We start from the raw sequence: 17,683 nt of genomic DNA, 5'->3' as shown, positions 1-17,683 counted from the left end.
CGCCCATCTGCGGGGGAGACGCCAGTGACCTACCTCTCACGAACGATTGCCGCGCTGGTAGTGCTCACCAGCCTGATTGGCCATGCGAATGCCGCGCCTTGGGTCGCTGGCCTGCACGCTCTGCAACTCACCGATCCGGTGGATGCGCGGCCCATGCACGCCTTGGCTTTCTATCCTGCCAGTGGCGCGACCCACAGTCTGCGTATCGACGGCTATCAGCTGCGCGCTGCCGAGGAAGCGCCGGTGGCGCTTGGGCATTTTCCGCTGTTGGTCATTTCCCACGGCAATACCGGGAGCCCACTGGCGCTGCATGACCTGGCCACAGGCCTTGCCCGCCAGGGCTTTGTGGTCATCGCCTTGACCCACCCTGGTGACAACGCCCGTGATCCGAGCCGGCTGGGTACCCTGAGCAATCTGTACGGGCGCCCGCTGCAGGTCAGCGCGGCGATCACTGCCGCCCGGGCAGATGCGTTGCTGGGCCCCTATCTGGACGACGGCAAGGTCGGCGTGATCGGCTATTCGGCAGGTGGCGAGACCGCGCTGATCCTGTCCGGTGCGCAGCCTGATCTGGAGCGTCTGCAGCGCTATTGCCAGGAACGGCCGACCGACGCCGATGCCTGTAAAACCCATGGTGTGCTGATTGCCGACCGCAGTGAACTGGCGCCCCATGCCGACCCGCGCGTCGGCGCTATGGTGTTGATGGCGCCGCTTAGCCTGATGTTTGGTAGGCATGCTCTGAGCAACGTCCACCTGCCGGTACTGATGTACAGCGGCGACAACGACCAGTTGCTCGCGCTGGAGCACAACGCCGATGCGCTGGCGCGCAAGTTGCCGGTGACACCCGATTACCGCCTGCTGGCCGGCGCCGGGCATTTCGTATTCATGGCGCCTTGCGATGACGAGCAACATGCACGCATGCCGCTGCTCTGCCAGGACGCTGCCGGTATCGACCGGCGCCAGATCCACCGCTCGTTGCAGCGTGAAACGGCTGATTTCTTTACCCAGGCGCTTGGTGCACCAGAACCGGCAGAACGCTCAGCCGCGTTGATTTCGCCGCGCCAGCAGTAGCGTCAGGCCTACTCCTGATAGCGCCAGCAGGGCGGTTACGCAAAAGATCGAGGCGTAACCTAGATGTACGGCGACCGCGCCCATTACCGGGCCGGCAATGGCCAGCGCCAAATCGAAGAACACCGCATAGGCGCCCAGGCCGGCACCACGGCTGCTCGGTGGCACATGCTTGATCGCTTCGACGCCGAGCGCCGGGTACACCAGCGACAGGCCAAAGCCGGTCAGGCCAGCGCCGAGCAGAGCAAATCCCGGTGAGGGGGCCAGCCACAGCAACGTCAAGCCGACCACTTCGGTCGCCATGCAGGTTATCGCCACCGTATAACCGCCAAAGCGATTGACCGCGTTGACGAACAACAAGCGCGAAATGATGAAGCACACACCAAAGGCGCTCAGGCACAGCGCAGCGCCGGTCCAGCCGCGTTCGAGGTAGTACAAGGTGACGAAGGTGGTCAGCGTGCCGTAGCCGATCGACGCCAGCATCAGGCTCGTGCCGCACGGCGCCACGCGCACGAACGCTGACCAGAAGCCAAGGCGCTCGCCACGCACTACCACCACATCGGGTCGTTGACGCAGGGCGAACAGGCCAACCACTGCAAGGATCACCAGCAACGGGCCGAGCACGCTGAAGTTAAGCCCAGCCACCAGCAGCACCCCGACGGGTGCACCTATCGCAATGGCACCATACGAGGCAATGCCGTTCCAGGAGATCACCCGTGCGGTGTGCTCGGCACCGACCTGATTTATGCCCCAGCTCAAGGTCGCTACACCGATCAGGCCTTGCGCCAGCCCGAGCAGCACGCGGCCGCCGAGCAGCAGCGCCAGGCTTGCTTGCGGCCAAGCCAATGTCCAGGCCGAGAACAGCGTCAGCACTCCGCAACCGATGATCGCCAACAGCCCGTAGCCAATTGCACGTTTGCCGCCCAGGCTATCCGCCACCCGCCCGGCAAACGGGCGGCTGAGCAGCGTGGTCAGGTATTGCAGGCCAATGGTCACCCCGGCGATTACCGCGCCATAGCCGAGTTGGTCATGCACGTGGCCGGGCAGTACCGCGATCGGCAGGCCGATGCAGAGAAAGGTAATGAAGGTGTAGAAAACGATCGCAAGAATCTGGCGGGTGATGGCAAAGCCTTGATCAGGGGAGGGCACTTGTGCAGTCATGGGCTCGTTCGCTGGCGGGCGGTGGGGCGTGCCCCATCATGGCGGTTGCGCGAGGGAAATGAAAGCAGGCTAACGAATTGCCGGTACTACGGCGTGCATTGGCGTGGCCCTGTAAACGACGACGGGGCAAGCCCGCGCCCAAATGACCGAATGCCTCGGTTCACATGAGCGCAGGCTTGCCCCGCGCTGGGTTCAACCTGTCAGCGACAGATCAGACCACGACGCCCTGGCTACGCAGGTAGTCGTCGTAGGTACCGCTGAAGTCGACTACGCCTTCTGGCGTCAGCTCGAGGATGCGAGTGGCCAGCGACGACACGAACTCACGGTCATGGCTGACAAACAACAGCGTGCCCGGGTAGTTTTCCAGCGCCAGGTTGAGCGCTTCGATCGATTCCATGTCCAGGTGGTTGGTCGGTTCGTCCATCACCAGTACGTTGGGCTTTTGCAGGATCAGCTTGCCGAACAACATGCGGCCTTGCTCACCACCGGAGATGACCTTGACCGACTTGAGGATCTCGTCGTTGGAGAACAGCATCCGGCCCAGGGTGCCACGGATCATCTGCTCGCCCTGGGTCCACTGACCCATCCAGTCGAACAGGCTGACGTCATCTTCGAAGTCGTGGGCGTGGTCCTGCGCGTAGTAACCGACCTCGGCGCTGTCGGTCCACTTCACCGCACCTGCGTCTGGCTGCAGTTCACCGACCAGGGTACGCAGCAAGGTGGTCTTGCCGATACCGTTGGGGCCGATGATGGCAACACGTTCGCCGGCTTCGACGGTGAAGCTGAAGTCCTTGAACAGCACCTTGTTGTCGAACGCCTTGGCCATCTTCTCGATGGTCACGGCCTGACGGTGCAGCTTCTTGTTCTGCTCAAAGCGGATGAACGGGCTGACCCGGCTCGACGGCTTGACTTCGGCCAGCTGGATCTTGTCGATCTGCTTGGCCCGCGACGTAGCCTGTTTGGCTTTCGAGGCGTTGGCCGAGAAGCGGCTGACGAAGGTCTGCAGCTCGGCGATCTGGGCTTTCTTCTTGGCGTTGTCCGACAGCAGCTGTTCGCGCGATTGCGTCGCAGCAGTCATGTACTCGTCATAGTTGCCAGGGAACAGGCGCAGCTCACCGTAGTCCAGGTCAGCCATGTGGGTGCAGACGCTGTTGAGGAAGTGCCGGTCGTGGGAAATGATGATCATGGTGCTGTTACGCGCCGTGAGGATCGTTTCAAGCCAGCGAATGGTGTTGATGTCCAGGTGGTTGGTCGGCTCGTCGAGCAGCAGCACGTCCGGGTCCGAGAACAGCGCCTGGGCCAGCAATACGCGCAGCTTCCAGCCCGGTGCGACTTCGCTCATCGGGCCGTTGTGCTGCTCCAGCGGGATACCCAGGCCAAGCAGCAGCTCACCGGCGCGCGAGTCGGCGGTGTAGCCGTCCATCTCGGCGAACTCGGTTTCCAGCTCGGCGACAGCCATGCCGTCTTCTTCGCTCATTTCCGGCAGCGAGTAGATGCGGTCACGCTCGGCCTTGACCTTGAACAGTTGCTCATGGCCCATGATGACCGTGTCGATCACGGTGAAGTCTTCGTAGGCGAACTGATCTTGGCGCAGTTTGCCCAGGCGGGTGTTCGGCTCGAGCATCACCTGGCCACCGGACGGCTCAAGGTCATCGCCGAGGATCTTCATGAAGGTCGACTTGCCGCAACCGTTGGCGCCGATCAGGCCGTAGCGGTTGCCGTTGTTGAATTTGACCGAAACGTTTTCGAACAGCGGCTTGGCGCCGAATTGCATGGTGATGTTAGCGGTGGAGATCAAAGGGCTTACCTATCAATAACTTATGTGACGTCTTCGCAGCTGCGGACCAATTTCGGACCAATCTTGAGCTTTTCCAGCTCCTGCCAGTCATTGGCCGAGTTGATCCATCGTGCATAAGTCGACAAGAGCATCTGCACGCTGTGCCCGAGCTGTTGGGCGATAAATGCGGGGTTGAGACCAGACATTAAGCATATTGTCGCATACGTGTGACGGCAGTTATACGGGCGCCTGTATCTGATCCCCAGTTCCTTTAGGATTGGTCGCCATTGGTGGTGCAGGTCTGACGTCTGCTTCACGTACTCACCGTTCTTCGAAGGCGGGAAAATGTACGGCGTTTCTGTCACGCGCCCCTTTCCCGATTTCCGGCGCTCGGCATACTGCCTGGCGAATTCCAGGGCGTGGATCGCCCGCTCATTCAGAAGCACGAACCGGTCATTACCTACCTTCAGTCGTTCGACGACTTCCCCCAGGGCAACCGTACGCTTGATGTGCGCGACCCTCTTGTCCAAGTCCACCGCATCCCAACGTAACGCAAGAGCCTCGGATAGCCGCAGGCCAGTGAAAAAAACGAACTCGAAGAACGCCGCGTAGATAGAACTGGGCCAGAACGTTCCGGCGTACATGCGCCCAAGGATCTTGTCCGCTTCCTCAAGCGTGAAGGGATCAACCTCCTTTCTGACCCGCTTAGGCAGCTGGATCGAGTCAGCCGGGTTTTTCTGAATCAGCCCATCCTCTACCGCTGAGCGCATGATGGTCGATAGTTTGACGAGAGCATTTCGCTTCACGGAAGGAGATGTCCAGTTGGTGCCCGCCAGTATCCTTCGCACCAGCGTGGTCGTGATGAAGTCGATTCGGACGAGGGCCAGGTGCGGAACCCAGTACAGGTTCAGCGCACTCTTGTAGCCATTTCGCGTGCCCTTGACGATCTCGCGACTGTCGAGCCAGAGCTGGGCGTACTCCCCGAATGACGGTGTTCCTCCCGCCACAGTTGCGGAGCTTGGGAAAAGCTCCGCGTACTTGTCCTCGTCCAGCAACCGCAGCTTGATCAGCCCTACTACCTGATCGCGAAGCTTGGATGCAGCTTTGATGCCTTGCGGTGTCGGGGGATAGGGAAGGGTTTCGCTTCGACGAGAACCTTCGTACATGAACCTGAGCCGGAGCGAGCCATAGTGGACGTCAATTCCTGGGGGTAAATCCATTGGCTTTCCAGCCATTCGTCGTACCTCTTCTTGCTGTAAATGATCCGGCCGCCGTGCTTCATCCAGACGCCTTCGGGGATTTTCCCGTCCTGGCGCCTGCGCTCGAGGGCTCGCTTGGTGCAGCCGATCAATTCGGCCATCAGCTTCTCGGTGATCTTGTCGGCGTCACCGGTTGCTTGAGTTTCCATGGGATGGTCTCCACGCCGCCGGTGGCGGCAGATTGGTGGTCAGGCTGGCGTCTTTTCGAGTGCCGCGTCGGCGACCTTGAGCGCCGCTTGGGCATCATTGACGTAGGCCGGATCGAATCCTCCTGCGTAATGGATCACCCGCTGGCAGGCATCCAGCTCTTTGCGCGCCAGGCGCAGTGCGCGGACCAGATGCTCTTGCAGTTCGCCCTCGGCCCGTCCGATGTCCCAGAACCGGTGCCCCCAGTGACCCTCAGGCGGCGGACTGTTGTCCTGCTTGCCGCTGGCCAATGCGCCGACAATCACGTCGCACACACCGCGCTTGTAGCCGTTGTCGCCGCCGAGGCTCAACCCGCCACGACGCCGTAGGGTGTTTACGACCTCATCAACCTCGAGGCTGCTGTCCTTCAGGACAATGTCCAGCTCCGGATTGCCTGGTGTGTAGATCACCAGTGCCAGCTTGGCGCCTGGGTTCAGGTTTTCGCTGATCATGACCAGCGCGTCGTTGGCAACTTGGTGGAATCGGTTGGTTGCGGACATAAGGAATCCTCGCCCGCGCATGTCGGCGGGCACGCATGGTTAAATAGGGGTTCAATAGGAGGGGCTATATGGCCAAGGAAACTAGAAAGCCGTGGGGCTATGCAGCAGTCACCCTGATACCAACTGGTGCCGGGTTCGCTTTCAGTGGGCTGATGACAGAGCAGCCTGCATTCATCTATAGCGGCCTTGGCATGGCCATACCTGGTGTACTGCTGGCCGTGACGCACTTCTGGTCGGCACGTCGGCGGGCTTGAGTAGTAGTGAGGGGTTACTTGATTCGGCCGGTGAGCCGTTCACGCCAGGTCAGGCGCCGGGGTAGGTGCTCGCGGTTATCGACCTCGACAACCACATAGGCTGTGCGGTCGAACGCGGCGTCACGGCGCGCTGCTATCAGGCATGCTTCGTCATCCGCAGCCTGTGCAGTACTGGCGGTCAGGTCGTGGACGTCGAAGCCTTTGCTCTCGACGTGCCAGCCGTGCACCACAGCAATGAATCGACTCATCGCGGCCCCCTTGCGATCAGGTAGGCCATGTAGGCGAGGGCGATCACGTCTGGTCCTCCTGCTGCACACCAAGCTCCCCCATCACCTCGGTGGCAATGGCAAATCCTGGGCTTCCCAGCGGGCATTCCTGGATGATGCGGTTCAGCCCATCGATTAGGTCTCTGGCTGTGCCGATCATCGCGTCGGCGTCTGCGTCCATGTCCAGGCCGAGCGCTTCGCCAATGCTGCCGATGGACACGCAGGTATCCAACAGCATGCGCTTGCTGCGCTCTGCATCCTTGCGCAGCGTGTCGTTCTCGGCCTTGAGCTGGTCGTATGCCTCTGCCATCACCACATCAGGCCCGTGAGGGTCGTAGCCGATCCTGCCACCCCCTTCCGAAACCATCTGGATGACTTTGTAGCGGTGAATTTCGGTCATGGCGTCACTTCCTTCGGCGGATGAACCGGGCACGGCCAGCGCAGTGAGCCGTCGCCGGATGGGCAGGTGCATACCGCATCCGCAGGCACGTCAAAAAATCCAAGGCGCCCCTTCATCGGGATGAACGGCAGCGGCCTTGGGTCGCGCAGCACGAACCCTTTTTCACCCATGTACCAAGGTGACTCGCTGTGGTCGACGCTGTCGACAAGCTCAACTGAACCGATGATTCCGCCTCGCAGCAGATTGTCAGGCGGCACCGGGAATGGCGGCTTGATTCCCCTTTGCGCCATGAAGTCGAACGCAGAAAGGAACTCGCGACGGGTCATGCCGGCGGCGGCGTGCACCAAGAACCGGCCCCTAAATTTCGTGTGCCAGGTTCGATTCTCGATGTCCTTGCCACCGCTGATGATCAGAAAAGCCCAAGGCTGTCGAATCGAAAGTGCTTTCACAGCTCATACCTCTCATCAATCCAGCGTCCAGGCGCCAGTGCGGGTGTAGGTCCTGAATCTTTTTCGTGCGGGGAGAGCTGGCGCTCGTTGCCGGCCTGCAGCAGGCTGTCGGGGATGCAAAAGATCCCTTGCGGGCTGCCATAGCTGCCGTACGGCACCCAGCAGGTCGCGCCGCGCTTCTGGTCGTGCACGACCTTGATGTCGTCGGTTAGTTGTTCTGCGCTGGCGCCGTTGGCCAGCAGCAGGAGGCAGAGGGCGAGGCGGGTCATGGCTGCACCCGCTTGAACTCGACTGCCCAGACCCATGGGTTGGCGCTCCACGACTCATCACCGTTGATACTGGTCCAGAGCAGCTCAAAAGACTTGCGCGGGTCGGCACTGTAGGTCTCGATCCCGTCGACGTGGTACCAGTCGCCCAGCTCAGCATGATCTGTGTAGAGCCGGACGCCTTCGGCAAGGGCCTGGTGCTCGCTGATGTCCTGCAGCCGCTCGACGCGTACGTCGGTGATCTCCAGCAGGATGCGGCTGGCCCAGCGGGGCATGTGAATCGATGGCTTCCAGATCGGCTGATCAGCCTCGTAAGGGGTCAGCCCGTCTGCGGCGTAGGCCAGCGTTCCGTCGCCGCGAGCCTCGGCAACGTCCAGATCAGCTGGCTTCAGATAGGGGCCACGCATCACTTCGAAGTGATCGCAGTACCAGGTCTCGCGCACCCAGAGGAGGTCACCTGGCTTGCCATAAGGACAAACGACTGGGTGCTCGGTGCCTTGGTCATCCATGCAGCTTTCGTCGAATGTGTGCATGGGTCGCCAAGACCCGTCATCCTGCTGGTGAAGTTCGAACGACACGTCGAATCCCCGCATGCTCGGCTTGATAGGACGCCGGGTGACTGTCTTGCGTCCATCCAGCAGGGCGCGGATCATCGGCCCGCTGAACAGGATCGGGCGTTCCTTTGCTTGAGACATAGCTTCGCCTTGGCCGCCATTTCGCGGCAGTGGATAGAGGGGAGAGGGGTTACAGCTGGGTGGAGTACAGATGTGCTCTTTTCAGGATTTGAACGCTGTGCTGGCTTCTTCCAGCTCAGCCGAAGCGCGCTGGCGCCAGTCGGAGCCGTGCTTCAGGTAGATGCCAAGAAGCCAGTGAATCACCGCGGCCTGCTCATCCTCGGACTTGTGAGCGATGGAATGGCCCATAACCCGCAGCGCCTTGGCGATGAAGTGGCAGGTGAAGTTCGGGCGCCCCAGGATCTCGCGGAGATCATCAGTCAGCTCTGGCGCTACCTGGTGCTGCTCGGCCATAGCCTGGATGATACTCAGCAGATCATGGCACTCAAGTTCATCGCAGTCGCCAAGGCACAGGCGTTCGCCGACGTCGCGCGTGCACTGAGCATCGTCCTCGGTCAACTCTTCGGAGCTTCCAACCCAGCCGCAACGTCGGCATTGGGCTGGGTAGTAACGTCCAACCAGCGGCTCCAGGCCAATGTACGGCGGCACGCTGACCATCTGGTTATTGCTCATGCTCGATTCTCCGATTGATACCTTGCCTGTCGCTTCTTCGAGAAGGCCTTGTGGTTGCCGTGGGCGCGACGACCGCCGCACTCGTCGCATACGTTGGAAAGCGTGAACTGGGGCATGCCGACTCGGGGCCGGGAGTAGGAGCGGGGGATGGGCTTCATGCGGCCTCCGTGTTTTCTGTGGGCATGGATGTACCTCTGATATATGATTCTGGCAAGGAAGGGGCGTACTAATCTATGCGTAGGGTTTGTCGAAAGCTAATTAAGCCAGGTGTGTCGATTCCGAATGCGATCACACTATTTTCAATTATTCTCATTTTTTTTGTATGGGCTCGCCCCACTAGCTCCGAACTTGCTAGTTGGGTCCAAGCTTTGGGGTCAATCGCAGCAATCGTTGTTGCCGCTTATTTCCCTATTTGGCACAGCAACCGTTCTATAGAACTTAAGCGAAAGTCGCTGGCTGAAATACTGCGGGTGATCTCAGATGATGCCACTGAGTCGCTACACCTCCTTGCGAACCTGTTCTATTGCCCAGAGCGCGAGCGGCAGGAGATGATGCGCTACGAAATGTTCCACCGTGGCCGCGCTTGGCAGGCCCTCACAGATCAGCTAGCCCAAATACCTGTAGCTGAACTGACACCTCAACTTGCTAGGGATTTAAGCTATGTTAAAGACGCTGTTGATTTCGGTGCATTCGTAGCAGCAAAAATCCCAGAGTGGATGAAGATGGGTGGAAGTTCGCGACCGGATGTGGTTCGTGTTTTGCGCTCAAAGCGCGACCTGGTTGGGCTGATTAGGTCACGCTTACCTGTTCCACCTGGGATTTTGTCTGCCGAATTAACCCAGACGCAGCTAGCAACACAAGTGTATGAAATGAAAAGACCGCCTTGCGAGCCTCTTTTGGTCGAAGATGCTGAAATTTATTGGCGGTATGTTTGGGATGACTATAGATGGTCATTGCCAAATAGGGTTTACATCCATGGAATATATCCATATTTGAATGACTTCGGGCCTAGTATGATTGAGCTTTCACCTATGCTGGGCGGGATTCAAGAGATTGAAGAATTTGTAAAAGGGTATTGTAGTGTGCTTCATAAGGAGCACTTGCAGGCTGAGGACCTGAGAATTGCTTCGGAAGCGCTCTGACTTAATCGCCACAAGACAACGCCATTTCAGTCTGAGAACTCCGCTGCCATATCGGCGCGCTATTGTGAGCTTCGATTCGGTCCGCAATTACACTGGCCCGCTGCCCGGCCGATGGCGGTGTATAAATGCCGAACCTGTTGATGCTGCCGCCGTTTACCGCCGCGTTGGTGCTGTCGGCGGATGCCAAGGGCAGGCTTTGGAAGATCGCCGGGTCAAGCATTCGCAGCCCGTGCAGGCGGCAGATGGGTCGACCCAGGTCGTCGCAGATCGCATCCAGCGCTGCGCCCATGCGCTTCCACCATGCTGCGGTGCCCGGCGAGCGCCACTGGCCTGAACTGCCCAGGGCAACCGTGCGCCAGGACTTGGCCAGGCGCTGCAGGCGCTCGATCGACTCATGCATGTGCCAGACCGGCACACCGGGCAGATGGCTAGGCCATTGCTCGAGCAGCCGATCGTTGGCGTCTTCGTCTCCGTCGATCACGTCAGGGATCAGCGCCCAGTCGAATCCCGGGTGCCTGTGCCAGCCGTCTACCCAGCGGGTATATCCGTCCACATCGACCTGACCGCCTTTCTTCCAGACGGTGAACGCACCGTTGTCGAAAACGAAGGATTGGCAGGCCTCGGCGACGATGCCCATGTCGTCCTGGCGCGGAAAAGGCACCAAGGCGTGCCGGCCGGCCAGCAGCCGCGCCGCGTCTTGCCGGGTGCCGCCGATTGGCGTGCCGTGGTAGTGGATCATCCGCTCAACCTCACCGTTTCAATCTCGACGCCCTGGTGCACCGCTTTGATCACCTGGTCGCCGCCGAAGCGCTCGGCCAGTTGGTCGGCGATCTGCTCGTGCCAGCCCTGCTTGATCAGCGCCGTGGCAGTCTTGATGTGCTCGACGCGGATCATCGATTGGCTGCGGATCTCTAGGCTGTAGACGATCACCTCTCCATCACCGGGGCAGGTTGCGGTGAACGTGTGCCGGTAGGTGTTGCTGGATCGGTTTTCTGTGGGCATGGATGTGTGCGCTCGTGCTGGCGTTATGATATGAATTCGAGTAATTTTTGCGCCTTGGAATTTTGCGCATAAAGGACGGGCTCGATGGCTGTGCAATGCAGTGATAGTCACCTAGTTAACTTTGAAGGAAACTTCTCGGACGTAACTCGTTTAATTGAGATCCATCGTTTGCTTGCGGGAGACAAACAAGGTCGGCGATACGGTCTCGAATGCTTGAATAAGTCTGCAATCGTATTGATTCTTGCAACCTGGGAAGCATTTGTTGAGGACCTGGCTCAAAATGCTTTTGAGTGTATGTTGGCGAATGCCGCTGATCATAATGTCTTCCCTAGGCAGGTGCAGGACCTCGTTTGGAAGGAGTTGAAATCCAGCAATACCACTGCTGCCATGACAATGTTAGGCTCCGGATGGAAGTCAGCGTTTACGAATCATCGACAAAAAGTGTTGGATAAACACATTGTTAGGAGCAGCTTCAATACTCCGAGTGGGGAGAAGATTGATATACTATTTGCGGAGCTGATTGGGCTTAACTCTATGACGGGGAATTGGAAGTGGCGAAAAATGCGCCACTCAACCGCTGTCAACAAAGTCATTGCGCTGATTGAACTACGTGGCGCAATTGCTCATAGGGCCGTAGCTGATGATGCCGTTGTGAAGCAGAAAGTACTTGAATATGCAAAGCTGGTAGTTAGGCTCTCATGGAAAACTCACAATGCGGTCAGGGACTATTTAACCGCGACGCTCGGTTTTTCCCCATGTGCGGAATTCACCCAAGACAAGGTTGATGCTTTGGTGGCTCAGCTCGATTTGGTGGCCGCTGAGCCAGTCGACGCGGCAGCATAGAAAGGATGAGGTGAATCCTTCAATTGCGAATTGGTTCGTGCAATCGGTAGTGCAGGCGCCGCCCTCGCCGGGGAGGCGTTATCGTTGAATAGGGGAAGGCGCTGGCGAGCAGCGCCGAATTGGACTATTGCTTCCCTCTAGGCCAATCCACTCAAGGATCGTGAGATGAAGCGACTAATGATTTGTGCTGTGCTGGCTGCCTCGGGCGCTGCTCAGGCTGGCATCCCGCTGGTGAACGCCACGTGCCCAGGAAACATTGAGGTGCACGCCGACAAGGGCGGTCCCATCTACATCAATGGCAAAGAAGGAAAGCTGAAGAAGTTCAACGATAACTACTTCGAAGCCAAGGGTAGTGGGGTGACAATCTCACTGTCGATCAACCCTGACGGCTCGCCTGATGTCTCGTATACCGGAAAGAACCGGGCCAATGGCATTTGCCAGGTGAAAAGCGAAGGCTCCTGAGGCACTTGCGGGCAGCGCAGGAAGGTTAGGCGGCGATCGAGAACTGCTTGGCCAGAGCCTGCTGCACTGTTGCGACGATGCGGCAGAGGTAGTCCCAGTCAGGGTTGCACTCCATGGCGTCAGCTGGCAGGTTCCACCAGTCGTCACCGAATACGCGGTGCATGAACTCGCGGTGGGCGCCGCCGCACTCGTCGAGCGAGCTGGTGTGTCGAACGTCCTCTGCTTCGTCGATCAGGCTCCGGGCGTCTTCTGCGTCCAGATCCCTGTCACGCCGCATTTGCACGATCACCTTCCGCGCTTTATCGGCAAGCGCTTCAGCACCGAACCGGCGAGAGCTCAGCGCCCGGTCGAAGTAGCCGATGATGTAGGCGTTGTGCAGCTTGCAGAAAAACTGGCCAATGGTTAGGCCGTCCCACATGCCGCCCCAGTAGGCGTGCCAGGTCTTGTCGTAGCAGCTGACGGTGATCTTGCCTTTGCAGGGTGACAGGTCTTCGAGGTACACGCTGATAGGGTCCAGGCCTTCGGCCCCGGTGATCAGCAGCTTGGTGACGGTCGATATCTCGACGTTCATGGCTTTCTCCATGCATGCGCCGCCCTCCGTGGCCGGATGCGGCATGGTGGATATTTGTGGAAAGGTGGGTTATATGGTGCCCGCCGGCGCGTGGCCGGTGACTCAAGGGTGAGCAAACGAATTGAACGTAGAAAGCATTCTTCCGGTAACCGTCATAGCAGCCATATTGCTGTTCGCTCTGAAAGAGACCATCGAGTTTTTCAAGCGTCGGGGGGAGCGGCAAAGGAAGATCACCGCTTACAAGCAGTTAATACTGGAGGAGTTGCGTAAAAACGCCTGGACTGTTGACTCGCTGAAGGAAATGTGCCGGCTGATCGCTGAGCCTGATTTCACTGCCATGTCGTACTACAAATCACCTGCAGGCACCGAAAGGATCCGGTTCAACATCAAGAAGCTATCGGAGTCCAATACTCTCTGCCCGGTGCATACATCGGTTTTTGAGAAGGTGTACGTGGGGCTCGCCGAGACTGACAAGGATCTCTTTGCCGCTGTCAGCAGGGTCTACGAAAAGCTTGCTGAGGCAAATCATGTCCGTAACCATTTCATCAATCTCTCAGAAGACGACGAGATAAAGCACTTCGTCAAAGGCCTGCCTTCCTACGGGACGGCCAGGCTCGAAGAATGTGAAGACGCCATGGACGCTCTCTGCCTTCAGATCAGCGGCGGACCTCTATCCAAGATAAAGCTGAAGGCATACGTTTAAGGCGTGGCCCTAGGCTGAAGGTCTGTCGTCGCGATAAGGCCGTGGTGTATGTACTCAGCCTGATACGCTTCTCTTAAGCTGAACGACTAACTGCGTCGGCAGGTTCTTGATGGTCAGGCTGGCGCTTGCCTGGTCGAACTTAACGCGCTCGCCGAGTAGGTGCGCTTCGAAGCTGATCGACATGCCTTCGGCGCGCCCTGTGAAGCGGCAGTATTGTTTGAGCGTGCGCTTGTCAGCGGGGATCACTGGCGACAGACCGTAGTCGGCGTTTCGGATGAAGTCGGCGAAGTTCTGAGGGCGATCCTCATCGAGCAACTCGGACAGCCCTTGCAGGGTCACCGGCTCGCCCAGCTTGATCTGGGCAGTGGCATACTCGGCCAGGGCTTGCGCCTTCTCGCGGGCGGCGTCTGCCGGCAGCTCCTCACTCTCCACGAAGTCGCTGAACGCCTTGAGCAGGGTGCGGGTCTCGCCTGCGCCGTCGATTCCTTGCTGGCAGCCGACGAAGTCCTGGAAGTAGGCTGAGATCTTCTTGCCGTTCTTGCCCTTGATGAACGAAATGTACTGGCGCGACGCGGGGTTGTTCTTCCACTCGGTCAGGTTGATAAGTGCGCCCATCTGGATCGAGCCAACGTCGAGCTGGCGCGAAGTTGCCACCGTCAGATCGGATGCCACTGCTACGGCTTCGACCTGCTGCAGCACGGCAACCGTCAGGTACTCAGTCGGCCCATTCGACTGGAGAGCAAACAGCACGTGCCCACCCACAGCGAGATTCGATTCCTCCATCAGCTTGCAGAGGTGCTCAGACGCGATGCGGGTGAAGTCGATGAACTCCATCTCGCCGCTGACGACCTTGGCCAGCCAGCCGCTGAGCGGGTAGGCGCCTGACTCTCCGTGGAAGAAGCCCCAGACCTTGCCCGCCTTGCTGTTGTAGGCGCTGTTCACGGCGTACACCAGGTTCTCAACGGCGCCGGTTACGGGCAGGTCTTTGATGGCAAGGTGAAGTGCCGCTGGGCTGCCGTCCGGCTTTTTGTCGATCAAGTGCATCACTGCATGGCGAATGGGCATGGGTAATCCTCCGTGGCCGGTAGTAGGCATGGTGGCGATTGGGTCGTAGGTGAGCTATTACAAAAGACCGGGTACTCCGGTTCTTTAACTTACATGCCCAAAAAACAAGGAGGGTCTCATGAGCATTTTTGGTTCTAACGATGACGCAACTCGGAGAGGGATCATCTCGACTGGACGTCAGAAAGAAACGGGCGGGCATGATCATCGCTCAAACAAGGGCGATGACAGAACGCCAGCGCAAAAGAGTGGTGACAAGCAGCGCCGAAAGGACTGAGTTAAATGAGCGATCCGGCATAGCCTTCGGGATACTCGATTTCGTCCCCCGGACCGCGCCTTAGCTTCGCCATGCTTCCATCTTCGAACTGACGCGCTAGTTTTGGTGAGATGTAAAAAGCTGGCGCGTCAGCGCGTTCTAGGCGCCGCGCCCTCTCGTCAGCATCCTGCGCGATCCACGACAAGGCCATATCCTGCCACAGCTCCTGAACTTGCTTGTAGTCGTGGCGCTTGATCTCTGCGGCGAGTGCCTTCTTGATCCCCGCTGGCATCGTGATGGTCACGTGCTCGATCCCGAGCTTCTCGGCCTTCTTCTTCTGGCGGTCGCGGTAGTCCGCTGAGTGCTTCGCGACACCCGTCTTCTGCTCGGCCATGACCGATACCTCCCAAGCCGCTTGGCGGCAGATTGATGTGCTGCTGGCGCCGGCCGTGCCGGACGCGCGCGGTGATGCGTTTCATCGCTTTCGCTTCGCTTTGTTCTCGGCGGTCGTTGGGAAGTCCAGGTCGAACTCGCGCAGGATTCGGGACAGCTGCTTTCTCCGATTGATACCTTGCCTGTCGCTTCTTCGAGCAGGCCTTGTGGTTGCCGTGTGCGCGACTACCACCGCACTCGTCGCATACGTTTGAAAGCGTGAACTGGGGCATGCCGACTCGGGGCCGAGAGCAGGAGCGGGGGATGGGCTTCATGCGGCCTCCGCGTTTTCTGTGGGAATGGGGATACCTCGCGGCTATAGTTCGCCGAACGTCAAAAGGAGTTGTTTGGATATGCTTAGCTACCTTAGGTACAAGCTGGCGCTGTGGAAGATAGCCAGACGCCAAAAAGATTTGGAAAAGCGATGCCCACCGGATATTCCGGAGGCGTATGAGTCCGGGCAGATGGCTTCATTCATCGAAGAGTTCAACGATCTCCACGTATGGAGGCGCATTGCCCAGACTGAGTACTTCCGCGGAAAAGCCGACAGACTGCTAGTTCAGATGCCATCATTCGAACAGGAAGGCATGTACGAGCAAGTCGAATGGGACAAAGACATACGGCAGCCGATCTACCTCACCGACAAAGGATTCAAAATTGTCCGCGATGCGATCAGGGAGGAGCAGAAGCATCGTCGTGAGTCGGTTAACTACTGGTTTGCCATAGCGGTTGGCGTGATTGGTTCGATAGCTGGGTTGATTTCCGCTTTCAAATAATCAGTCGCCGCAGAAGCAGTCGATGTCTTCTGCCAGATAATCGAAGTCGAAGTCCGTTTGTCTTGCGCGCTGGTCAGCAGACCAGGCCAGCGCCCGGTAATTGGGGCGATCCTGGCGGAACACCTGGCCGAACCGCTCCTCGGTGCCAGACCACCAGATCACCCTCGACGGGTCTTCCTGGATGGTCCTGATCAGCTTGGCCTCGTTCTTCTTCCAGCAAAGGTCGCAGTTGCCGTAATCCGAATCCATGCCGAGGTCGAATGGCTGCTCGGCCCAGAAGGCCGCCACGTCTTCCTTGATGATGCCCGCAACGTAGGATGGGCAGACGCTGTCCCAGCGGGCATTGCCGCGCTCGTTGGCTGTCATCATGCGGCTGTAGCGCCGCGGCTCGTCGTAGCGGATGCCGACGATGCAGTCCCATTCGTCGTAGCCCAAGGCGCGCATGTGCTTCTCGCCGATCTTCACCTTCAGGTAGGCGGTACACATGTTGTTGCTGAAGTTGGGCAGCACCGCCGGCAGGTTCTTCTCCGCTTTCCGGTATGCCTGGTAGTACTCGAGCATCATCGTGAAAGGCTCGCCGTTGCGGCTGGCCGTCTCGAAGTCGACGATCTTGTACCAGGGCGCATCATCCGGCTGCCCGTAAACACGGCACCACTCCATCCAAACGATGTTGACGCCCCAGTGCTTGGCCATGGCATCGATGAAGACCAGCGTCTCCTCGCGCTCCTTGCCGGTATTCTGGAAGAAGGCGTGCACGTCTGCCGGGAGCTTGCCGCCGTGGGCCTCAAGGATTTTCCAGAGCATGTGCCCGCTGGTGCGGCCACCACTGACGCCGATCTGCGCCGGCCCAGTGATCTGGTAGGGGTTCATGGCGACCTCCGGGTAGCAGCCATCTGTGTTGCTGGATCGGTTTTCTGTGGGCATGGAGACACCTATTTTGTATGCTGCACGACTGCTGGCGAAATGCTGGCAGGGATAGGGTGATTTTGACGAGTTTGATGATGAGTTCAGAGAGCTATGTAAATAAGTACAAGGCGCTGTCAGCAGTTTCGGTGGCCGGAGTAATGTTGATGACAATCGCATCGTCTTACTACACATTCACGGAGTTTGTTGACACAAAGAGGCAAAGCTCTGACTGGGTAGAGGTTTTGACGCGCCAACCTGGTTTGAGTGTTTCTGAAAAAGAAAAGCTTGATCGAATGAATTCCGAGCTGAAGTCTGTTAATGCTCTAATTGAATCAATTAAAGTTTCGGCGAACAAAAGCTATCCAAACATGGATCTGGCAGTGTTGGACGGAAAAGTTGATGACTTGGCGCGGCGGTTAAAGATTTTGGAAAATGCCATCTCCAGTGATCCTGAGAAAGCGCTGGTAGTTCCTATGCTCCGCAAAGATCATGAGTTGCTTGCAAAGCAATTTAAGGACTCCGTAGTTGCAGCTAAGCTGGACTATGATCGGCTTTGGGGGATCTTAATGCTCTTGCTTACTTCGATTGGTGCAGCGGTTATTGCGTTGTCCGGATGGGCTTTAAAGAGCATATTTACTAAGCCAAAGGACGCTGCGGATGTAGACTGACATCATTGGCCCAAGTGGCCAGCTATCAAA

24 protein-coding genes are annotated in these 17,683 nt (G+C 58.5%); 7 read left to right on the top strand and 17 right to left on the bottom strand.

Annotated elements, in window-relative coordinates:
- Positions 1-24 precede the first annotated feature (24 nt).
- Positions 25-1,068: an alpha/beta hydrolase family protein gene (locus IDM28_RS12050; protein WP_188036048.1), complete on the top strand. Its 1,044-nt coding sequence runs from the start codon at positions 25-27 to the stop codon at positions 1,066-1,068.
- Here IDM28_RS12050 and IDM28_RS12045 read toward each other — a convergent pair.
- The 11 genes from IDM28_RS12045 to IDM28_RS12000 form a co-directional block, all read right to left on the bottom strand.
- Positions 1,036-2,226 (bottom strand): MFS transporter, encoded by a 1,191-nt coding sequence (locus IDM28_RS12045; protein WP_188036047.1) that lies wholly within the window; start codon positions 2,224-2,226, stop codon positions 1,036-1,038. The two genes, IDM28_RS12050 and IDM28_RS12045, sit on opposite strands and share 33 nt — an antisense overlap.
- Positions 2,227-2,437: 211 nt before the next feature.
- Positions 2,438-4,024 (bottom strand): ABC-F family ATPase, encoded by a 1,587-nt coding sequence (locus IDM28_RS12040; RefSeq protein WP_188036046.1) that lies wholly within the window; start codon positions 4,022-4,024, stop codon positions 2,438-2,440.
- Positions 4,025-4,044: 20 nt separating this feature from the next.
- Entirely contained in the window at positions 4,045-5,169 is a 1,125-nt protein-coding gene (locus IDM28_RS12035) for a site-specific integrase (protein WP_262500079.1), read from the bottom strand.
- On the bottom strand, positions 5,079-5,411 hold the full coding sequence (locus IDM28_RS23880; protein ID WP_262500078.1) for a helix-turn-helix domain-containing protein: 333 nt from the start codon (positions 5,409-5,411) through the stop codon (positions 5,079-5,081). Before IDM28_RS23880 ends, IDM28_RS12035 begins: the two co-directional genes overlap by 91 nt.
- Positions 5,412-5,450: 39 nt before the next feature.
- On the bottom strand, positions 5,451-5,948 hold the full coding sequence (locus IDM28_RS12030; protein ID WP_188036044.1) for a hypothetical protein: 498 nt from the start codon (positions 5,946-5,948) through the stop codon (positions 5,451-5,453).
- A gap of 268 nt (positions 5,949-6,216) precedes the next feature.
- On the bottom strand, positions 6,217-6,450 hold the full coding sequence (locus IDM28_RS12025; protein WP_150568857.1) for a hypothetical protein: 234 nt from the start codon (positions 6,448-6,450) through the stop codon (positions 6,217-6,219).
- Positions 6,451-6,493: 43 nt separating this feature from the next.
- Positions 6,494-6,868, bottom strand: a complete 375-nt coding sequence (locus IDM28_RS12020) for a hypothetical protein (protein ID WP_188036043.1) — start codon at positions 6,866-6,868, stop codon at positions 6,494-6,496.
- On the bottom strand, positions 6,865-7,317 hold the full coding sequence (locus IDM28_RS12015; protein ID WP_316937001.1) for an ASCH domain-containing protein: 453 nt from the start codon (positions 7,315-7,317) through the stop codon (positions 6,865-6,867). The genes IDM28_RS12020 and IDM28_RS12015 overlap by 4 nt, the downstream gene beginning before the upstream one ends.
- Complete coding sequence (locus tag IDM28_RS12010) at positions 7,314-7,586, bottom strand: hypothetical protein (RefSeq protein WP_188036042.1); 273 nt, start codon at positions 7,584-7,586, stop codon at positions 7,314-7,316. Before IDM28_RS12010 ends, IDM28_RS12015 begins: the two co-directional genes overlap by 4 nt.
- Positions 7,583-8,278: a hypothetical protein gene (locus tag IDM28_RS12005; RefSeq protein WP_188036041.1), complete on the bottom strand. Its 696-nt coding sequence runs from the start codon at positions 8,276-8,278 to the stop codon at positions 7,583-7,585. The genes IDM28_RS12010 and IDM28_RS12005 overlap by 4 nt, the downstream gene beginning before the upstream one ends.
- An 81-nt stretch (positions 8,279-8,359) precedes the next feature.
- Positions 8,360-8,830 carry a hypothetical protein gene (locus IDM28_RS12000; RefSeq protein WP_188036040.1) on the bottom strand — a complete coding sequence of 157 codons (471 nt, stop codon included), beginning with the start codon at positions 8,828-8,830 and terminating at the stop codon, positions 8,360-8,362.
- Positions 8,831-9,099: 269 nt separating this feature from the next.
- On the opposite strand from IDM28_RS12000, the gene IDM28_RS11995 reads away from it, so the two are divergent.
- Positions 9,100-9,972, top strand: a complete 873-nt coding sequence (locus tag IDM28_RS11995) for a hypothetical protein (RefSeq protein ID WP_188036039.1) — start codon at positions 9,100-9,102, stop codon at positions 9,970-9,972.
- 1 nt (position 9,973) lies between these two features.
- Here the strand turns inward: IDM28_RS11995 and IDM28_RS11990 are convergent, their stop codons facing one another.
- Together IDM28_RS11990 and IDM28_RS11985 are read right to left on the bottom strand one after the other, a co-directional pair.
- On the bottom strand, positions 9,974-10,711 hold the full coding sequence (locus IDM28_RS11990; protein ID WP_188036038.1) for a hypothetical protein: 738 nt from the start codon (positions 10,709-10,711) through the stop codon (positions 9,974-9,976).
- Positions 10,708-10,974 (bottom strand): hypothetical protein, encoded by a 267-nt coding sequence (locus tag IDM28_RS11985; protein WP_188036037.1) that lies wholly within the window; start codon positions 10,972-10,974, stop codon positions 10,708-10,710. The genes IDM28_RS11990 and IDM28_RS11985 overlap by 4 nt, the downstream gene beginning before the upstream one ends.
- Before the next feature lie 84 nt (positions 10,975-11,058).
- On the opposite strand from IDM28_RS11985, the gene IDM28_RS11980 reads away from it, so the two are divergent.
- Positions 11,059-11,817 (top strand): HEPN domain-containing protein, encoded by a 759-nt coding sequence (locus IDM28_RS11980; RefSeq protein ID WP_188036036.1) that lies wholly within the window; start codon positions 11,059-11,061, stop codon positions 11,815-11,817.
- A gap of 165 nt (positions 11,818-11,982) precedes the next feature.
- Entirely contained in the window at positions 11,983-12,279 is a 297-nt protein-coding gene (locus IDM28_RS11975; protein ID WP_188036035.1) for a hypothetical protein, read from the top strand.
- A 25-nt stretch (positions 12,280-12,304) separates the two neighbouring features.
- Here IDM28_RS11975 and IDM28_RS11970 read toward each other — a convergent pair whose 3' ends face one another.
- Positions 12,305-12,850, bottom strand: coding sequence for a hypothetical protein (locus tag IDM28_RS11970; RefSeq protein WP_188036034.1), 546 nt, complete (start codon positions 12,848-12,850; stop codon positions 12,305-12,307).
- A gap of 121 nt (positions 12,851-12,971) precedes the next feature.
- Between IDM28_RS11970 and IDM28_RS11965 the strand changes: the two genes are divergently transcribed.
- On the top strand, positions 12,972-13,553 hold the full coding sequence (locus IDM28_RS11965; protein ID WP_188036033.1) for a hypothetical protein: 582 nt from the start codon (positions 12,972-12,974) through the stop codon (positions 13,551-13,553).
- Positions 13,554-13,607: 54 nt separating this feature from the next.
- Here the strand turns inward: IDM28_RS11965 and yejK are convergent, their stop codons facing one another.
- Positions 13,608-14,618: a nucleoid-associated protein YejK gene (yejK, locus tag IDM28_RS11960; protein WP_188036032.1), complete on the bottom strand. Its 1,011-nt coding sequence runs from the start codon at positions 14,616-14,618 to the stop codon at positions 13,608-13,610.
- 275 nt (positions 14,619-14,893) lie between these two features.
- Complete coding sequence (locus tag IDM28_RS11955) at positions 14,894-15,265, bottom strand: hypothetical protein (protein WP_188036031.1); 372 nt, start codon at positions 15,263-15,265, stop codon at positions 14,894-14,896.
- Between the two features lie 391 nt (positions 15,266-15,656).
- Between IDM28_RS11955 and IDM28_RS11950 the strand changes: the two genes are divergently transcribed.
- The gene (locus IDM28_RS11950; protein WP_188036030.1) at positions 15,657-16,079 is read left to right on the top strand and encodes a hypothetical protein; all 423 of its coding nucleotides are present in this window, start codon (positions 15,657-15,659) and stop codon (positions 16,077-16,079) included.
- Here the strand turns inward: IDM28_RS11950 and IDM28_RS11945 are convergent, their stop codons facing one another.
- Positions 16,080-16,949, bottom strand: coding sequence for a hypothetical protein (locus IDM28_RS11945; RefSeq protein WP_188036029.1), 870 nt, complete (start codon positions 16,947-16,949; stop codon positions 16,080-16,082).
- A gap of 131 nt (positions 16,950-17,080) precedes the next feature.
- Between IDM28_RS11945 and IDM28_RS11940 the strand changes: the two genes are divergently transcribed.
- Positions 17,081-17,653, top strand: coding sequence for a hypothetical protein (locus tag IDM28_RS11940; RefSeq protein WP_188036028.1), 573 nt, complete (start codon positions 17,081-17,083; stop codon positions 17,651-17,653).
- Positions 17,654-17,683: the final 30 nt, after the last annotated feature.

It is taken from the genome of Pseudomonas sp. EZ-C24, assembly GCF_014525325.1.
GTDB classification, from domain to species: domain Bacteria; phylum Pseudomonadota; class Gammaproteobacteria; order Pseudomonadales; family Pseudomonadaceae; genus Aquipseudomonas; species Aquipseudomonas shirazensis.
Note: the sequence above shows the minus strand (reverse complement) of the source record. Positions and strands in the feature narration are given on the sequence as shown.